General features: G+C 56.6%; 15 protein-coding genes. 6 read left to right on the top strand and 9 right to left on the bottom strand.

Annotation, left to right across the window (positions count from 1 at the left end):
* Window positions 1–15 precede the first annotated feature (15 nt).
* The 5 genes from AAC636_RS00460 to dapA all read right to left on the bottom strand — a co-directional run bounded on the left by AAC636_RS00460 (window position 16) and on the right by dapA (window position 4,072).
* A complete protein-coding gene (locus AAC636_RS00460; protein ID WP_340299979.1) occupies window positions 16–1,206 on the bottom strand; it encodes an amino acid aminotransferase in 1,191 nt (396 codons plus the stop codon).
* A 9-nt stretch (window positions 1,207–1,215) separates the two neighbouring features.
* On the bottom strand, window positions 1,216–1,773 hold the full coding sequence (locus AAC636_RS00455) for a GNAT family N-acetyltransferase (RefSeq protein WP_340299978.1): 558 nt from the start codon (window positions 1,771–1,773) through the stop codon (window positions 1,216–1,218).
* Complete coding sequence (gene sseA / locus AAC636_RS00450) at window positions 1,770–2,618, bottom strand: 3-mercaptopyruvate sulfurtransferase (protein WP_340298255.1); 849 nt, start codon at window positions 2,616–2,618, stop codon at window positions 1,770–1,772. Before sseA ends, AAC636_RS00455 begins: the two co-directional genes overlap by 4 nt.
* An 86-nt stretch (window positions 2,619–2,704) precedes the next feature.
* Entirely contained in the window at window positions 2,705–3,181 is a 477-nt protein-coding gene (smpB, locus tag AAC636_RS00445; RefSeq protein WP_340299977.1) for an SsrA-binding protein SmpB, read from the bottom strand.
* Between the two features lie 18 nt (window positions 3,182–3,199).
* Window positions 3,200–4,072, bottom strand: coding sequence for a 4-hydroxy-tetrahydrodipicolinate synthase (gene dapA / locus AAC636_RS00440; protein WP_340299976.1), 873 nt, complete (start codon window positions 4,070–4,072; stop codon window positions 3,200–3,202).
* A gap of 206 nt (window positions 4,073–4,278) precedes the next feature.
* On the opposite strand from dapA, the gene AAC636_RS00435 reads away from it, so the two are divergent.
* Entirely contained in the window at window positions 4,279–6,258 is a 1,980-nt protein-coding gene (locus AAC636_RS00435; protein ID WP_340299975.1) for a lytic transglycosylase domain-containing protein, read from the top strand.
* On the opposite strand, the gene AAC636_RS00430 is transcribed toward AAC636_RS00435, so the two are convergent.
* Both AAC636_RS00430 and mnmD read right to left on the bottom strand, forming a co-directional pair.
* Entirely contained in the window at window positions 6,173–7,135 is a 963-nt protein-coding gene (locus AAC636_RS00430; RefSeq protein WP_340299974.1) for a DMT family transporter, read from the bottom strand. The two genes, AAC636_RS00435 and AAC636_RS00430, sit on opposite strands and share 86 nt — an antisense overlap.
* Window positions 7,132–7,809: a tRNA (5-methylaminomethyl-2-thiouridine)(34)-methyltransferase MnmD gene (gene mnmD, locus AAC636_RS00425; RefSeq protein WP_340262879.1), complete on the bottom strand. Its 678-nt coding sequence runs from the start codon at window positions 7,807–7,809 to the stop codon at window positions 7,132–7,134. The genes AAC636_RS00430 and mnmD overlap by 4 nt, the downstream gene beginning before the upstream one ends.
* 80 nt (window positions 7,810–7,889) lie before the next feature.
* On the opposite strand from mnmD, the gene AAC636_RS00420 reads away from it, so the two are divergent.
* A complete protein-coding gene (locus AAC636_RS00420; protein WP_340299973.1) occupies window positions 7,890–8,948 on the top strand; it encodes an NAD(P)/FAD-dependent oxidoreductase in 1,059 nt (352 codons plus the stop codon).
* Here the strand turns inward: AAC636_RS00420 and AAC636_RS00415 are convergent.
* Entirely contained in the window at window positions 8,945–9,484 is a 540-nt protein-coding gene (locus AAC636_RS00415; RefSeq protein WP_340299972.1) for an NADPH-dependent FMN reductase, read from the bottom strand. The genes AAC636_RS00420 and AAC636_RS00415 overlap by 4 nt on opposite strands.
* A gap of 58 nt (window positions 9,485–9,542) precedes the next feature.
* Here AAC636_RS00415 and AAC636_RS00410 point away from each other — a divergent pair, with 58 nt between their 5' ends.
* Both AAC636_RS00410 and leuC read left to right on the top strand, forming a co-directional pair.
* Complete coding sequence (locus tag AAC636_RS00410; protein ID WP_340299971.1) at window positions 9,543–11,195, top strand: thiamine pyrophosphate-dependent enzyme; 1,653 nt, start codon at window positions 9,543–9,545, stop codon at window positions 11,193–11,195.
* Window positions 11,196–11,387: 192 nt separating this feature from the next.
* Window positions 11,388–12,791: a 3-isopropylmalate dehydratase large subunit gene (leuC, locus tag AAC636_RS00405; protein ID WP_340299970.1), complete on the top strand. Its 1,404-nt coding sequence runs from the start codon at window positions 11,388–11,390 to the stop codon at window positions 12,789–12,791.
* 59 nt (window positions 12,792–12,850) lie between these two features.
* Here leuC and AAC636_RS00400 read toward each other — a convergent pair whose 3' ends face one another.
* On the bottom strand, window positions 12,851–13,930 hold the full coding sequence (locus AAC636_RS00400) for a HupE/UreJ family protein (RefSeq protein WP_340299969.1): 1,080 nt from the start codon (window positions 13,928–13,930) through the stop codon (window positions 12,851–12,853).
* Window positions 13,931–14,028: 98 nt separating this feature from the next.
* On the opposite strand from AAC636_RS00400, the gene AAC636_RS00395 reads away from it, so the two are divergent.
* Both AAC636_RS00395 and leuD read left to right on the top strand, forming a co-directional pair.
* Window positions 14,029–14,826 (top strand): DUF4198 domain-containing protein, encoded by a 798-nt coding sequence (locus AAC636_RS00395; RefSeq protein ID WP_340299968.1) that lies wholly within the window; start codon window positions 14,029–14,031, stop codon window positions 14,824–14,826.
* 73 nt (window positions 14,827–14,899) lie between these two features.
* Window positions 14,900–15,505, top strand: a complete 606-nt coding sequence (gene leuD, locus AAC636_RS00390; RefSeq protein ID WP_340299967.1) for a 3-isopropylmalate dehydratase small subunit — start codon at window positions 14,900–14,902, stop codon at window positions 15,503–15,505.
* Window positions 15,506–15,543 lie beyond the last annotated feature (38 nt).

The raw sequence follows: 15,543 nt of genomic DNA, 5'->3' as shown, positions 1-15,543 counted from the left end.
GGGACAGGGCGCGCTCTATTCTGATTGCCCAGCTTGTGCAAGCGTTGAAATGGCTTCTGCCACGATGCGGCTGGCCGTGGGTGTCATTGCCGCAAGATTGACGCGACTGTCCTCAACCAGATAAATCCCCCGCGTTTCGTGCAGCTGACGCACGTCATCGGGGCTGAGGCCCAGCAGCGAGAACATCCCGCGTTGTTCCGCGATTTGATCTGCGAGGCGACCCATTTGGTGCTGACGTAAATCATTGGCAAAGCATTGGCGGTTCGCGTCGATCTCGTGACGCATCGCCGATAGCTCGGCCACCCAGTTGGCACGCAGTTCGGGATCATCCAAAATCACTTGCACCACCCGCGCCCCATGATCTGGGGGAAAGGCGTAATTCTGGCGATTAAGCCATGTCAGCAAGCCTTGCATCTCAGATTGAATGGCAGGGCTGTGGCATTGAGCCAGAACCGCACCCACGCGATCCCGATACAGCCCAAAGGATTTAGAGGCTGAAAACCCCACCAAAACTTCAGGGCATTCAGCGCAGATCACATCTAAACCTGCACGATCTTGTTCAATCCCACTGCCAAATCCCAGATAGGCCATATCAATCACGGGCAAGGCCCCGCGCTTGGCCAGTGTCACGGCGATGTCGTGCCATGTGTCTGGGGTTGGTTCAATCCCCGTTGGATTGTGACAGCAGCCGTGGATGACCACGGCATCCCCTTGTGCCACTTGTGCCAGATCCGCCATCAGGCCTGCGTGATCCAACCCGCCTGTTGCCTCATCGCGGAAGCGATAGGTCTGAACCTGCAGACCCAAATAGCGCAGGATTGAGGCGTGGTTGGGCCATGTTGGTTCTGGCAGCCATACCGTCAGGTCTGGGCGCAGATATTTGAGCGCCTCAAAACATTGGCGCAACGCCCCCGTTCCACCAGGTGTTGCAATCGTGGCTTTCGCCCCGCGTGTGGAAAATAGCAACTCTTCGACCGCCTCAAGATAGGCCTTATCGCCTGCAAGCGAGACGTAGGATTTGCTGTTCTGTGCGTCCCAAATCCGCCGCTCGGCATCTTTGACCGCTGCCATGATTGGGGTCTGTCCTTGGCCGTTTCTGTAGACCCCTACGCCAAGGTCGATTTTTTCAGGGCGCGGGTCAGCGGCAAAAATTCCCATCAGACGGATGATTTTATCAGCCTCGGGGGCGGTCAGCGTTTCAAACATCATAGGCCTTTAGGCAGGGTGAAGCGATGTGTCTCTGTCGCGGGTCAGAATGCGACTGCGATCCTCGAACCGCTCAGCCATGAAACCCGCCGATTGATAGAGCGCCAGTGCGCGTGGATGGTCAAGCGTGCAGGTGTTTATTGTGACGGATGTGACGCCTGCGCCATCCCATGCTTGTGCCAATGCTTGGTTAAGAAGGGCGCGGCCCAACCCTTGGCCAACGGCATTTGGCATAAGGCCAAAATACGCCAGATCGCAGATCGGCGGGTCGGTGAAATCAAGCATGAAAAACCCATGCGGCACGCCGCCACGTTTGGCGACCCACAGCTCGACCAATGGGCTTTCGAGAAAGGCGCGCAGTTCAGCCTCGGGGCGATTATGTTGATCTACCCATTCGTAATCGCGTCCCACCGCGTCATAGAGCGCAAAAAAATACCAAAGTGGCGGATCCATAACGCGCTCAAGCGTGATGTCTTGGGGCAGCGCTGTTTGGGTGTCAGGCCGCGCGGTCATACGCAAAAAAGTGACGCGATAGGGAACCTCGGTTCCTGCCTTAATCAGGCTCATCCCGTCTCAACTTTCAGCTGATCGAATTGGCCCCATTCGGCCCAAGATCCATCATAAAGCGCATGATCGCGATGCCCAAGGATCTCTAGCCCCAAGGACAAAATAGCCGCCGTTACGCCAGAGCCGCAGCTTGTGATAATCCGCCGCTCCAGATCAACGCCTTGATTGGTAAAAGCGGCGCGCAAAGCCTCGCCTTTTTTCATGGTGCCATCGGAATTGAGCAGCGTGGCATAATGCACGTTCAATGCACCTGGAATATGGCCAGCGCGCAGTCCTGCCCGCGGTTCAGGTTCATCACCGCGGAACCGCGCGGGACCGCGCGCATCAACAATCTGCCAATCGCGCAATTTCACGGCAGCAGCGACTTGGGTCACATCCTTGACCAAATTTGCTTGGCGTTGTGCGGTCATGTGGCGGTCGCGCAGGATTGGTGCCATATCCTCCAATGGGCGACCCTCGGCCTTCCATTTTTTCAATCCCCCATCAAGAACGGCGATGTCCGTTTTGCCCATCAGGCGGAAAAGCCACCACACGCGGGCGGCTGAAAATATGCCCGCCCCGTCATAGACCACGACCTGATGCCCATCACCCACACCCATCGCGCGCATCCGTGACATGAATTTCTCAGAGGGTGGTGCCATATGGGGCAAGGCAGATTGGGTGTCGCTAATCTCGTCAATATCAAAGAAACGAGCACCGGGAATATGGCCCGCGTCATATTCCGCGCGGGCATCGCGGTTCATATCTGGCAAATACCAAGATGCATCCAAAATCCGCAGGTCAGGATCCGACAGATGGGCCGCAAGCCATTCGGTTGAGACAAGGGTTTTAGGATCATCAGTCATAGCAAACTCCACGGCGCGGTTGGGTCAAGGCGACCTCCAAAAAGACCTAGCCCAAATTGGTGATCAGGCAAAGGGCGCATGACAGCTTACCCGTTTTGTTTAAGAATCCGCTGCTTTTGGCGGTTCCAATCACGCTTGGCGCTGGTTTCGCGTTTATCGGCGACTTTTTTACCTTTGGCGATGCCAATCTTGAGCTTCACAATGCCGCGATCGTTGAAATACATGACCAAGGGCACAAGGGTCATGCCTTCGCGTTGCGAGGCGTTCCACAGACGCGTGACCTCCCGTTTTGAGCAAAGAAGTTTGCGTTTGCGCCGCTCTTCATGACCCCAAGTTTTGGCTTGGGCATATGGTGCGATATAGGCGGCCACCAACCACAATTCGCCATCCTCAACCGCCGCATAGCTGTCGGCGATGTTGGATTGGCCTTGGCGTAGCGACTTCACCTCGGAGCCTTGCAAGACGATTCCAACCTCAAGGTCAGATTCAACAGCATAGTCAAACCGCGCGCGGCGGTTCTCGGCAATGACCTTGTAGTTTTTATTTTCGTCTTTCTTTGCCATACCGGCCCTTCTTGCCGATCAGGCGATCAGACCCGCGTGCTGCATGGCCGATTTGACCCGCGCTTTTGTCGCATCGCTCAGCGTGGTCAATGGCAGCCGTACCTCATCATTTGCGCGCCCCAACAGAGACAGCCCATATTTTGCACCGGCGACACCTGGCTCAAGGAAAATGGCCTCATGCAGCGGCATGAGCTTGTCTTGATATTCAAGCGCTGCCGCGTAATCGCCGCGGAGAGTTGCCTCTTGCATCGCGGCACAGAGCGCGGGCGCAACATTCGCTGTGACGGAAATACAGCCCACGCCGCCTTGTGCGTTAAAGCCTATGGCAGTGGCATCCTCACCTGACAACTGCACGAAATCCGTGCCACAGGTAATGCGTTGCTTGGGCACACGGCTGAGATCACCAGTGGCATCCTTCACCCCGATAATATTTGGCAACTTGGCGAGTGCGCCCATCGTATCAGGCATCATATCCACCACAGAGCGGGGTGGAATGTTATAGATAATGATCGGAATGCCGACTTCATTTAATGCCTCGAAATGGGCAATCATGCCTCTTTGCGTGGGCTTGTTGTAATAGGGCGTTACCACCAAAGCGGCCTCCGCCCCCACATCCTTGGCGAATTGCACAAAGCGCAATGCCTCGACTGTGTTGTTGGATCCTGCCCCTGCAATAACGGGCACGCGCCCTGCGGCGGTTTTCACAACCGCCTTGATCACGGCCTCATGTTCTTCATGGCTCAGGGTTGGGCTTTCGCCTGTGGTGCCAACAGGCACAAGCCCGTGGCTGCCTTCGGTGATTTGCCAGTCCACGAGTTTTTCAAGCGTGCCGAAATCAACAGCGCCGTTTGTGAACGGCGTTACCAATGCGGGCATAGAGCCTTTGAACATGACACGCTTCCTTTTTTCGTTTCTGGACAGATGATCTGTCTTGCCGTCCCAACATAAGCGCAAGACCGCGCGGACACTAGCGATCTTCGACAGAATTGCCAAGTTACTCTCTTGCAGATGTCGAGGGAAGATATAGCTTGGGGGTCAAAGAGGCGCATAACAGCGCTCGAGCAGGTTTTGATCTTTTAAAATATAGGGGTTCACCCGTGACAGGCGCGATAGGCACAGGACGTAGATGGCATAAGATCATTATGGCCGTTGGTTTGGCTTTGGTCGCATTCGCGATGCCAATTCGCGCTGCGTTGGCCCAAAGCCCCCTCAGCGAGGCTATTGCGGCGGCAACAGAGCGCGATTTTGAGCGCGCGCGCGCGCTTCAATCGGGTCTGGCTGACGCTGTTGCCCGCGATGTTGTGCAATGGGTTATTTTGCGCGCCGAAGGGGGCACAGCGGCAGAATATCCCAATTTTCTAGAGCGCCGTAGCGATTGGCCAGGTCTGCCATATCTTCACCAACAAGGTGAGGGGGCCATGGCCGAGGGGGGCAGCCCTGATCAGGTTATTGCTTATTTTGGCGGTGCTATGCCCCTGACCACCGATGGGCTGCGCGGTTTGTTGGCGGCCCATGAGGCGCGTGGAAACAACACAGCCTATCAGCAAGTGCTGCGTGAGGCTTGGGTGACCATGCCACTGTCCCGCGATTTGGTTGCAGATCTCTTGGTGCGGCATCGTTCGGATCTGGCCGCGCTGAGTTTTTCGCGGCTTGATATGTTGCTCTGGGAGGGTGAAACCGCCCTTGCCGAGCAGATGATGGCCGAAGTGGAAAGTGGGGCGCGTGCCTTGGCGGTGGCGCGTTTGGCCCTTCGGGCTGGGCGCAGTGATGGGATCAACGCGCTGATTGATGCTGTTCCAGCGCAATATGCAGATGATGCAGGGCTTGCTTTTGAGCGGTTTCGATGGCGCGTGGAGGCGGGGCTTTGGGATGGCGCGCGTGAGATGATGTTAGCGCGCTCAAACTCGCAAGACGGATTGGGTCGCCCTGAATATTGGTCGTGGCGGCGTGCCTCATTGGCCCGTGATGTGATGCGCGAAGGGGATTTTGCGCAGGCCTACCAATTGGCCGCGCCGCATTTCCTCTCGCCCGAACGCGATGCAAGCGATTACGCGGAATTGGAATGGTTGGCGGGATATAATGCCCTGAAATCTGGCAATGCTGCCCGCGCCTTGACCCATTTTGAGGCCATGAGATCGGTTGTGGATTCACCCATTTCGTCAGGGCGTGCGGGCTATTGGATTGGACGCGCGCATGAGGCCTTGGGCAACACAGAGGCGGCCCGTTCTGCCTATGCCCATGGCGCTGAATTCCAATCGAGTTTTTATGGTCAATTGGCCGCAGAGCGCGGAGGTTTCCCGCAAGATGAAGGGTTCCTAGGCCGCGAGCAATTTGGCGATTGGCGGCAGGCTTCCTTTGCGAATTCTTCGGTGTTTCACGCGGCGTTGTTGCTACATCAGGCCGGCGAGGGGGATTTGGCGGAACGCTTTATGACCCATTTGACCGAAAGCCTGAGCCGTGCCGAGGCGGGTGCGCTGGCGCAATTCGCGCTTGAACTGCGCGAGCCGCATTATGCGGTCATGATTGCAAAACGCGCGGCTTTGGATGGGCATGAGATCATGCCTGCCTATTTTCCCGTGACCGATTTGGCATCGGCAGATTTGGGGTTTGACCCTGCTTTTGTTCTGTCTATCGCGCGGCGCGAGTCCGAGTTTAACCCCACAGTTATCAGCCCTGCAGGGGCGCGCGGTTTGATGCAGGTGATGCCGCGAACGGCCCAATCCGAGGCGCGCCGACAAGGCATTGCTTATGAAGAGCAGCGCTTGCTGAGCGACCCCGCCTATAACGCGCGGCTTGGCGCAGGATATTTGCAATATCTCAGCGAAGATTTCGGGACGAACCCCGTGCTTTTGGCTGTAGCCTATAATGCGGGGCCTTCACGCGCGACTTCTTGGATCGAGCGATTTGGTGATCCGCGCGATCCCTCCGTTGATATTGTGGATTGGATCGAAGCCGTGCCTTTTACCGAAACGCGCAATTACATCATGCGCGTCACGGAGAGCCTTCAGATTTACGAGGCGCGTCTGACGGGGGCGTTGCAGCGTCCGCATTTGTCGGAACTGCTGCAACGGCGTTGATTTGCTCCGCTTTTTCTTTGACGCGGGCGCGGAAGAGGGTGAACAACCCTGCCGCAACCACAAGCCCTGCGCCCAGTGCCACGTTTTCCCGCAGCACATCGCCGAAGATTAATATCCCGATGATCGAGGAAAACGGCATCTGCAAATAGGCGAAAGGCTGCACGGCACTGGCTTCGGCCACTTCATAAGCGCGGATCAGTAAATAATGCCCAAGCGCGCCTGTCATGCACAAAAAACCCATCCAGATCCAATCGGTTGGGGCCATGGCCTCCCAAAACCAGATGCCCACTGCGGTCATAAAGATCGCACCCGTGATCCCCGTCCAAAAGAAACTGGTTGCCGCGCTGTCTTGGCGGGACACATAGCGCGTCAAAAGCCCATAGACCGCGAACATCAGCGCCGATGCCAATGGGATTAGCGCCTCAATGGCAAAAACAGTCACGCCAGGTTCAAGGATGATGAGGATGCCGATAAAGCCCGTGCCAATGGCCACCCATCTGCGCCAGCCCACCTTTTCACCAAGGATTGGCCCAGATAGGGCCGCGACCAAAAGCGGATAGCAGGCAAAGATCGCGTGGCTTTCGACCAGACCGAGAAGCGTGAAGGACAACACCGCCACGCAAACTTCGGCTGCCAACAGAATCCCACGGAAGGCCTGCAAAAAAGGTTGGTTGGTGGCGGCAGCCGCCTTGAGCCCGCCTGCCTTGCGGGCGGATATGGCGATGACGAATGCCGCAAAGAACCAATAGCGGATCATCACGACCATCATGACATTGTATTCACCCGCCAAATGGCGGCTGATCCCGTCTTGAATGGCAAAGACGATGGTCGTGGCAATCATCAGGAAAATGCCCTTGCGGGTGTTCTGCTCGATCAATTCTTGCGCCCCTTCGTCATATGGCGTTTGCGGCCAAACCCTTGCGCCCTCGTGATAGAAAACCCCGCGCACTCAAGGGCGCGGCGCACTGCGCCTGCGGCGGTGTAGGTCGCACAAGTGCCGCCCTGTTTGGTATGCTCTGCCACGGTTTGCATAAGATCATCTTCCCAAAGCTCGGGGTTTTTGGCAGGTGAAAACCCGTCAAGAAACCACGCATCTGCGACCCCATCCCATTGGGGCAATGTCATGCGCGCATCCCCGAAAACAAGCTGCAAAACGTAGTCAGGGCCTATGATTTGTGGTGGCAAATTAGGGGTTTGGGTCAGCGCGGCACAGGCATCGGCGGGCAAATTCGCGCGATGCGCCCCCCATGCGCGGGTCAAGTCATCACTTTGCAGCGGGAAGGCTTCAAACGATGTGAAATGTAAAACGCCCGCGGTCTTGGCCGCGCGAAACGCGGCAAGGCTGGCCAGAAAATTCAAGCCGGTGCCAAAGCCAAGTTCCGCAATGTGAAACCCATCGCAAAACCGTTCGGGTAGGTCATTGCCGCTGAGGAAGACATAGGTGGTTTCCGCCAATCCGTTATCGAGCGAAAAGAACGGATCATCGAATTGGCGCGAGACGGGAACATCACCCGTCCGCCATTCAAGGGGATGTGGCTGGCTCTTATTCATGGCTTGCCTTAAAAGACCCGCGACATTGCGGGCTTGTGGCAAACTGAGCCTGTCGCCGAAATTTGGCAAGGGGCGAAATCATGCGCTACGATGTGACAGTTTTGGGGGCAGGGATCTTTGGGCTTGCCATTGCATGGGCCTGTGCCGCGCGCGGCGCAAAGGTGCAAGTTATCGATCCTAACGGCATTGGCGCAGGTTCTTCTGGCGGTGTTGTGGGGGCCTTGGCCCCTCACGTGCCCGAACAATGGAACGCGAAAAAACAATTCCAATTCGAAGCTCTTGATGGGGCAGCCGTATTTTGGGCAGGTGTCGCTGATGCCGCAAACCTGCCTTCTGGCTATGCGCGGGTCGGACGCGTGCAGCCGATCATGGATCAGGCAGGGCTTGATCTAGCGCGCGTGCGTCAAAGCGGGGCCAAGACCCATTGGCAGGGCCGTTATATCTGGGACATCCGCCCTGCCGCCGATTATGCGCCATGGATCACAAGCCCCACCGCGCAGGTTATTTTCGACAGTCTCAGCGCAAGGCTTGCTCCGCGTCAGGGTTTGGTCGCCTTGGCCGCAGCTTTGCGGGCCAAGGGTGGGCAGATCGTCAGTGATGCCCCGCTGATGGGGGCCGTGGTTGAGGCTACAGGTGCCGCAGGTTTGGCAGAGCTATCCGATGCTTTTGGCGCGGTGGTGGGCGCGGGCCAAAAGGGACAGGCGGCAATCCTTGATGCGGATATGGGCAGCCTTCCACAGCTTTTTATAGATGGGGTGCATTTCGTGCCGCATGAAGGGCCGCAGGGGCGCGGGCAGGTTGCCATCGGGTCAACGTCAGAGCGCTACTTTAACGACCCATCCACCACGGACGCCAATCTAGATCTTTTGATTGAAAAGGCGCGCAGCCTGTGCCCTGCGTTGGCAAAGGCGCAGGTTGTCACGCGTTGGGCGGGTCTGCGCCCCCGCGCCAAAAGTCGCGCGCCAATGTTGGGGCGGCATCCGCTTCGGACGGATCACTTTATTGCCAATGGTGGCTTTAAGATTGGGTTCGGCATTGCCCCCCGTGTTGCCGATGTCATAGCAGATTTGGTGCTAGAGGGGCGCGATACTATCCCCTCTGATTTCGCACCCGTTGTGTCCTTGCCAGCACAGGCCTAAAGCCCCGCTGCACGCCGCAATTCACCCATCAATTCATAAAGGGTTTTTTGAGCGCGCGCATTGATTAGAACCTCGCCATCAAATTGATCTGGCCCTTGCGCCAAACAAAGCTCGGGCCCAGTCAAAAGATGTGGACGAAATGGCGTTAGACAGAGGCGCAGTGAATATTGCGCCCGCTCACCGCCTGCGCGCCCTGCTGCTGAAGACATAATCGCAACGGGTTTATCACGCCACGGGTTGCTGTCGGTGCGACTGATCCAATCAAGCGCATTTTTCAAAACGCCTGACAACGCCTTGTTATATTCAGGGGTCGAGATGATCACCGCATCCGCCGCTGCGATTTGATCGCGCAGGCGGATCACCGCGTCAGGGATGCCTTGGCTGCCTTCAACATCCCCATCATAGAGCGGAAGCTGCAAATTCGCCTCAATAAATTCAGCGGGGTCAAAGCTCTGCGCAGCCGCGTTCATCAGTTTTCGATTGCTTGATCCTTTGCGCAACGCCCCGCACAGCCCGATTAATCTTCCTCTGGACATCTCGCACCCTTCTTCGTCTATGCTCCTCGCAAAGATAGTTAGGATAGAGATTGAAACAATGACCCCCACTTCACGCCATGGTGGCAAAATCCTTGCAGATCAACTTGCAGCGCATGGGGTGCGGCGTGTTTTCTCTGTTCCAGGTGAAAGTTTTCTGGCCGCATTGGATGGGCTTTACGATCGCAAAATCGAGAACATCGTGTGTCGCCAAGAGGGGGGTGCGGCCATGATGGCCGAGGCCCATGCAAAAACCACTGGCGAGGTGGGCGTTTTATTCGTTACCCGTGGGCCTGGGGCCAGCAATGCCGCCTCTGGTCTGCATGTGGCCATGCATGACAGCACCCCGTTGGTCTGTTTTGTCGGGCAGGTTCCGCTGGCGCATCGGGATCGCGCAGCTTTCCAAGAGGTTGATTATCGTGCGTTTTTCGGCCCGCTCGTGAAATGGGTCGCGGAGGTGGAGCAAACTGACCGATTGCCAGAATATATCGCGCGCGCTTTTCGCGTGGCGCAATCGGGCCGCAAGGGGCCCGTGGTTTTGGCTCTGCCCGAGGATATTCTTTCGGCGGTGGCGGACTGTGTTGATTTGGTCCCTTCGGGTGTTTCGTCCTCTTTGCCTGATCCGCAGATTGTTCGGGAATGGCTTGGCGCCCTCGCCGCGTGCAAATCACCCATGATGGTGGTGGGTGGCAGCGATTGGTCACAACAGACCCGCGCGGATGCTGAAACGATTGCAGCACATTTGGACATCCCAATCGCCACCAGTTTCAGGCGGCAGGATTACGTTGATAATCATCACCCTTGCTTCGCGGGGTATTTGGGTGTCGGGGCCTGTCCCGCAACCATGCAAAGTTTTGCCAAGGCGGATCGGGTTCTGGCCCTAGGCACCCGCATGGGTGAGGTGGTGACAGGCGGATATGTATTGCGCGATCCGCGCAAGGGTTGGCAGGGGCGGCTTTATCACGCGCATACTGATCCGGATGAATTGGGTCGCGTCTATCGCCCTGATGCAAGTATGGTTTGTGACATCCCCGCTTTTCTGCGGGTGGCGCGGGCGGTTCTAGATGATATCCCCGCACAAGATCAGGGTCGCGCCGCGCGCGCGCATGCGGCCTATCGCGCGTGGCAAAACCCCCAAACCACAACGGGTGATGTGCGCCTTGAGGAAGTCGTGCTTGAGATGTCCCGTATTCTTGGGGGGCGTGGGATCGTGACCAATGGCGCAGGCAATTACGCGGCTTTTGTGCATCGCTATTTCTCTTATCGCCGCTACGGTCAACAGCTTGCGCCGACTTCTGGCTCGATGGGATATGGATTGCCTGCGGCGGTCGCGGCCAAATTGGCGCATCGTGAAACCCCTGTGATTTGCATGGCGGGGGATGGTTGCTTGCAAATGACCTTGCAGGAGCTGTCGACCGCGCGGCAATTTGGGGCGGATATTGTCGTCGTGATCGCCAATAATGGCCGCTACGGCACCATTCGGATGCACCAAGAGAAAACCTATCCAGCGCGCGTGTCTGGCACGGATTTATTCAACCCTGATTATGTCGCCTTGGCAAAGGCCTATGGCGGGACGGGTCATTTGGTGACCCGCACAGCTGAATTTGCGCCTGCCTTTGAGGCGGCTTTGGAGGGAGGCTTGCATCTGATCGAATTGCGGCTTGACCCAGATATGCTGGCGCCATCCTTTAACCTCTCTGATCTCAAAGGCTAGGTGGCGCGCTCACCGCTTGCGCCGCAGCCTCAAGCGCAGTAAATGGCCCATATGACACGGGTGTTTGACATGGATGATCGCGCGCGCCTGCCGTGGCGCTTTTTTGGGCGTGCCTCTGGCGACAGGGGGCGTTTGCCGTCCTTGTGACGCAAACCGATTTCCCTGATCCAATCGCCCGTAAGGAGTAAAGACATGACCGCAGGAAAAACGCTTTATGACAAAATCTGGGATGCCCATCTCGTCCATGAGGCTGAGGATGGCACCTGCCTTTTGTATATTGATCGCCACCTTGTGCATGAGGTGACAAGCCCACAGGCCTTCGAGGGTCTGCGTATGGCAGGGCGCACTGTGCGTGCGCCAGAGAAAACCATCGCTGTGCCAGATCATAACGTCCCCACCACACCTGATCGTTTGAAAGGTGGGATGAATGAGGAAAGCCGCATTCAGGTTGAGGCGCTTGATAAAAACGCCAAGGATTTCGGGATACACTATTACCCCGTTTCTGATGTGCGTCAGGGCATTGTGCATATTGTTGGCCCTGAACAGGGCTGGACATTGCCAGGCATGACCGTGGTTTGTGGCGACAGCCATACCGCGACCCATGGGGCCTTTGGGGCGCTTGCGCATGGGATCGGCACATCTGAGGTTGAGCATGTTCTGGCCACCCAGACCCTGATTCAGAAAAAATCCAAGAATATGAAGGTCGAGATCACAGGCAGTCTGCGCCCAGGCGTGACGGCCAAGGACATTACCCTATCCGTCATCGGCCATACGGGCACGGCGGGCGGCACAGGCTATGTGATCGAATATTGTGGCCAAGCCATTCGCGAATTGTCGATGGAAGGGCGCATGACGGTCTGCAACATGGCGATTGAGGGCGGCGCGCGCGCGGGCCTGATCGCGCCTGATCAAAAGACCTTTGACTATGTCATGGGCCGCCCCCACGCGCCAAAGGGCGCGCAATGGGAGGCCGCTTTGACATGGTGGAAGACCCTGTTCTCGGATGAGGACGCACATTGGGATCAGGTCATCACCATCAAGGGCGAGGACATTGCGCCCGTGGTGACATGGGGCACTAGCCCTGAGGATGTATTGCCAATTACCGATTTTGTCCCTGCACCCGAAGATTTCAAAGGCGGCAAGGTCGATGCTGCGCGCCGTTCCTTGGAATATATGGGCCTCAAACCGGGTCAGCGTTTGCAGGATGTCGAGATTGACACGGTGTTTATCGGGTCTTGCACAAATGGCCGCATCGAAGATTTACGCGCGGCAGCTGAAATTCTCAAGGGTAAGAAAATCGCTGTAAAGCGCGCGATGGTTGTGCCCGGCTCTGGCCTTGTGCGCGCGCAGGCTGAAGAAGAAGGTTTGGCTGATATCTTCATCGAGGCAGGTTTTGAATGGCGTCTCGCGGGATGCTCCATGTGTCTTGCGATGAACCCTGACCAACTTCAGCCCGGTGAACGCTGTGCAGCAACATCAAACCGCAACTTTGAGGGGCGTCAGGGGCGCGGTGGTCGCACCCATTTGATGAGCCCTGCAATGGCTGCGGCTGCGGCGATAACAGGACGCCTCACTGATGTGCGCGAGATGATGTAATTTCGCCCTTTGTGAATTTCGAAAAAGCCCCGCCGATTTGGCGGGGCTTTTTTGCTGCCTCAAAGCAAGGTGCGCTCGACCACCCAATAGGCCCCAATGGCGGAGATGACGACCGAGGCGGGGATTGCGATGAAGGGGCGATACCAATCGCGCTTGCCAAACCAGAGGCCAACCGCAAGGAAGGCCAGACCGATTACCGCAAGCTGACCAAATTCGACTCCAATATTGAACCCGACCAATGCCACGCCAAAGCGGTCTGCGGTGATCCCAAAATCCCCAAGAACCGAAGCGAAGCCAAGCCCGTGCAGCAGGCCAAACCCGAACACCAAAGCCGTGCGGGCGCGTAGGTTTTCACGGTCAAGAATGTTTTCGACACCCACATAGACGATTGAAGCAGCAATTAATGGCTCGACCACCGAGGCGGGGACGCGCACAATCTCAAGACTTGCAAGGGCGAGCGTAATGGTATGGGCCAAGGTAAATGCGCTGACCTGAAGCAACAAAGGCTTGAGGCGCAGTGAGAAGAAAAACAGGCCCAAAACAAACAGAATATGATCTATCCCCAAGGGGATAATATGCTCAAACCCAGCAACAACATATCGGGTAAAGACGGGCCATGCCCCCTCGCTGAGGGCAGTCCCGCGGGGCAAAGGTGCTGATAATTCGCCATTGGTGAGAAAGCCTTGATAGGCATCCGCGCCGCCGCCCACCTGACGCAGCACCAATTCGCCATAAGAAGCGCTCCAGCCAATTTGAACGGGCGCATCCCCCATAGGTAAATCGGCGCGCAGGGTCAAAGTGGTGTCGCGTGGTAGTTCCAAATCGGGATTGGGGGTGATGCTGACACCCACAAATTCAGGGGGCAGTGTCACCCCATCCACGATAATCTGGATATTGTCCTGAATGCGCGGCCATGCCCCCTCGAACGCGGCGCGCAGGGCCTCGGGCGATTGCGCGCGCAATTGGTCATAGATCAAAGCCTCTGGCGCGTCATTGGTATTTTCTAGACCCGCTAGATTAATACCTGCAATCAGCGGCTCTAGCGTCAGGGAGATGCTCATCTCCACCGCATCGGCGGTGACAGACACATCGGCCACTGCGGGGCGAATTTCATGGGCCCGCGCTGATGTGCTGAACATCAAGCACAGCATCGCCAACAAAAAAGTGATTTGGGAACTGTTTGACAAAACGCGTCTTAAGATCATGGTCAGTGCCTAGGTTCAGGGGGAGAGATGCAATGAAACTGGCCGTTTGTTTGAACATTGGCGCAATTTTGTTGGCGGGCAAGCTATTTGCGCATGAATTTTGGATTGATCCCCTCGAATACATGGTTCCGTCTGGCGGGGAAATTCGCGCTGACTTGCGTGTGGGCACTGAATTTCGAGGTGCGCCGATGGTATATCTGCCGCGAGATTTCACGCGGTTTGAAATTGCTGATGCCAATGGCTTGCAGCCCGTTGAGGGGCGTTTTGGGGATCGCCCTGCTGCCCATGTTGCGGGTGTTGCTGATGGTTTGGTGGTGATGATCCACGAAAGCACGCCGAAATTGGTCACATGGTCAGAGTGGGAAACATTTGCAGCATTTGCCGCGCATAAAGATTTTGGCGCGGCCGAAGCGCGCCACAATGCGCGCGGCCTGCCCCGTTCGGGTTTTTCCGAGGCCTATACCCGCCATGTAAAGGCGCTGTTCGCCGTAGGAGAGGGGGCAGGACAAGATCAGCGATTTGGTCTGTCGACCGAATTCGTTGCATTGGAGAACCCCTATCTTGACGATGTGAGCGATGGGTTCTTGCTTCAGCTTTTTGATCAAGACACGCCGCGCGCCGCTGTTCAGGTTGAGCTGTTTGCCCGCAGCCCTGAAGGTGAGGTCACGATCACGCTGCATCGCACCAATGATCAAGGCGAGGTGAACTTGCCTGTCATGTCAGGTTACGCCTATTTCGCCGATGCTGTGGTTTTGGATGAGATTACACCCCAAGAAGATGGCCCCGTGTGGGGCACGCGTTGGGCAGGTACGAGTTTTATGATCCCATGAGCGCGGGGTGTGAGTATGGCTTGCCCCTGCGGGCCAGATTGGCTAAAGCCTGATCGATCTCAAGGAGAGGCCCATGGATAAGTTTACAACCCTGACGGGGATTGCAGCCCCGCTTCCGCTGATCAATATCGACACAGATATGATCATCCCCAAGCAGTTTTTGAAAACGATCAAACGCTCTGGTTTGGGTAAAAACCTCTTTGACGAGATGCGCTTTGATCAGTCAGGCAATGAACTCCCTGAGTTCGTTCTGAATAAACCCGCCTATCGGGACGCGCAGATTTTGGTCGCTGGCGACAATTTTGGCTGCGGCTCCTCGCGCGAACACGCGCCTTGGGCCTTGTTGGATTTTGGCATTCGTTGCGTGATTGCACCGAGCTTTGCTGATATTTTCTTCAACAACTGCTTTAAGAACGGAATTTTGCCGATCCCTCTGCCGCAGGAAGATGTCGATAAACTGATGGATGACGCGTCAAACGGCGCGAATGCCACTTTGACCATCGACCTTGAGGCTCAAGAGATCACCCGCCCCGATGGCCAGAAGATCGCCTTCGAAATCGACCCGTTCCGCAAACACTGCTTGCTCAATGGCTTGGATGATATCGGGCTGTCCTTGACCAAGGTTGAGGCCATTGACGCCTTTGAAGCAACCGCGCAATCCGCGCGTCCTTGGGTCTAGTTTCAAGCGCGCCTGCGCTTTTGCCCTGATCTGACTGG

The organism is Roseobacter sp. HKCCD5988 (assembly GCF_037830355.1).
GTDB lineage: Bacteria > Pseudomonadota > Alphaproteobacteria > Rhodobacterales > Rhodobacteraceae > M30B80.
The sequence above is the reverse complement of the archived record's forward strand: the minus strand, read 5'-3'. Positions and strand labels throughout refer to the sequence as shown.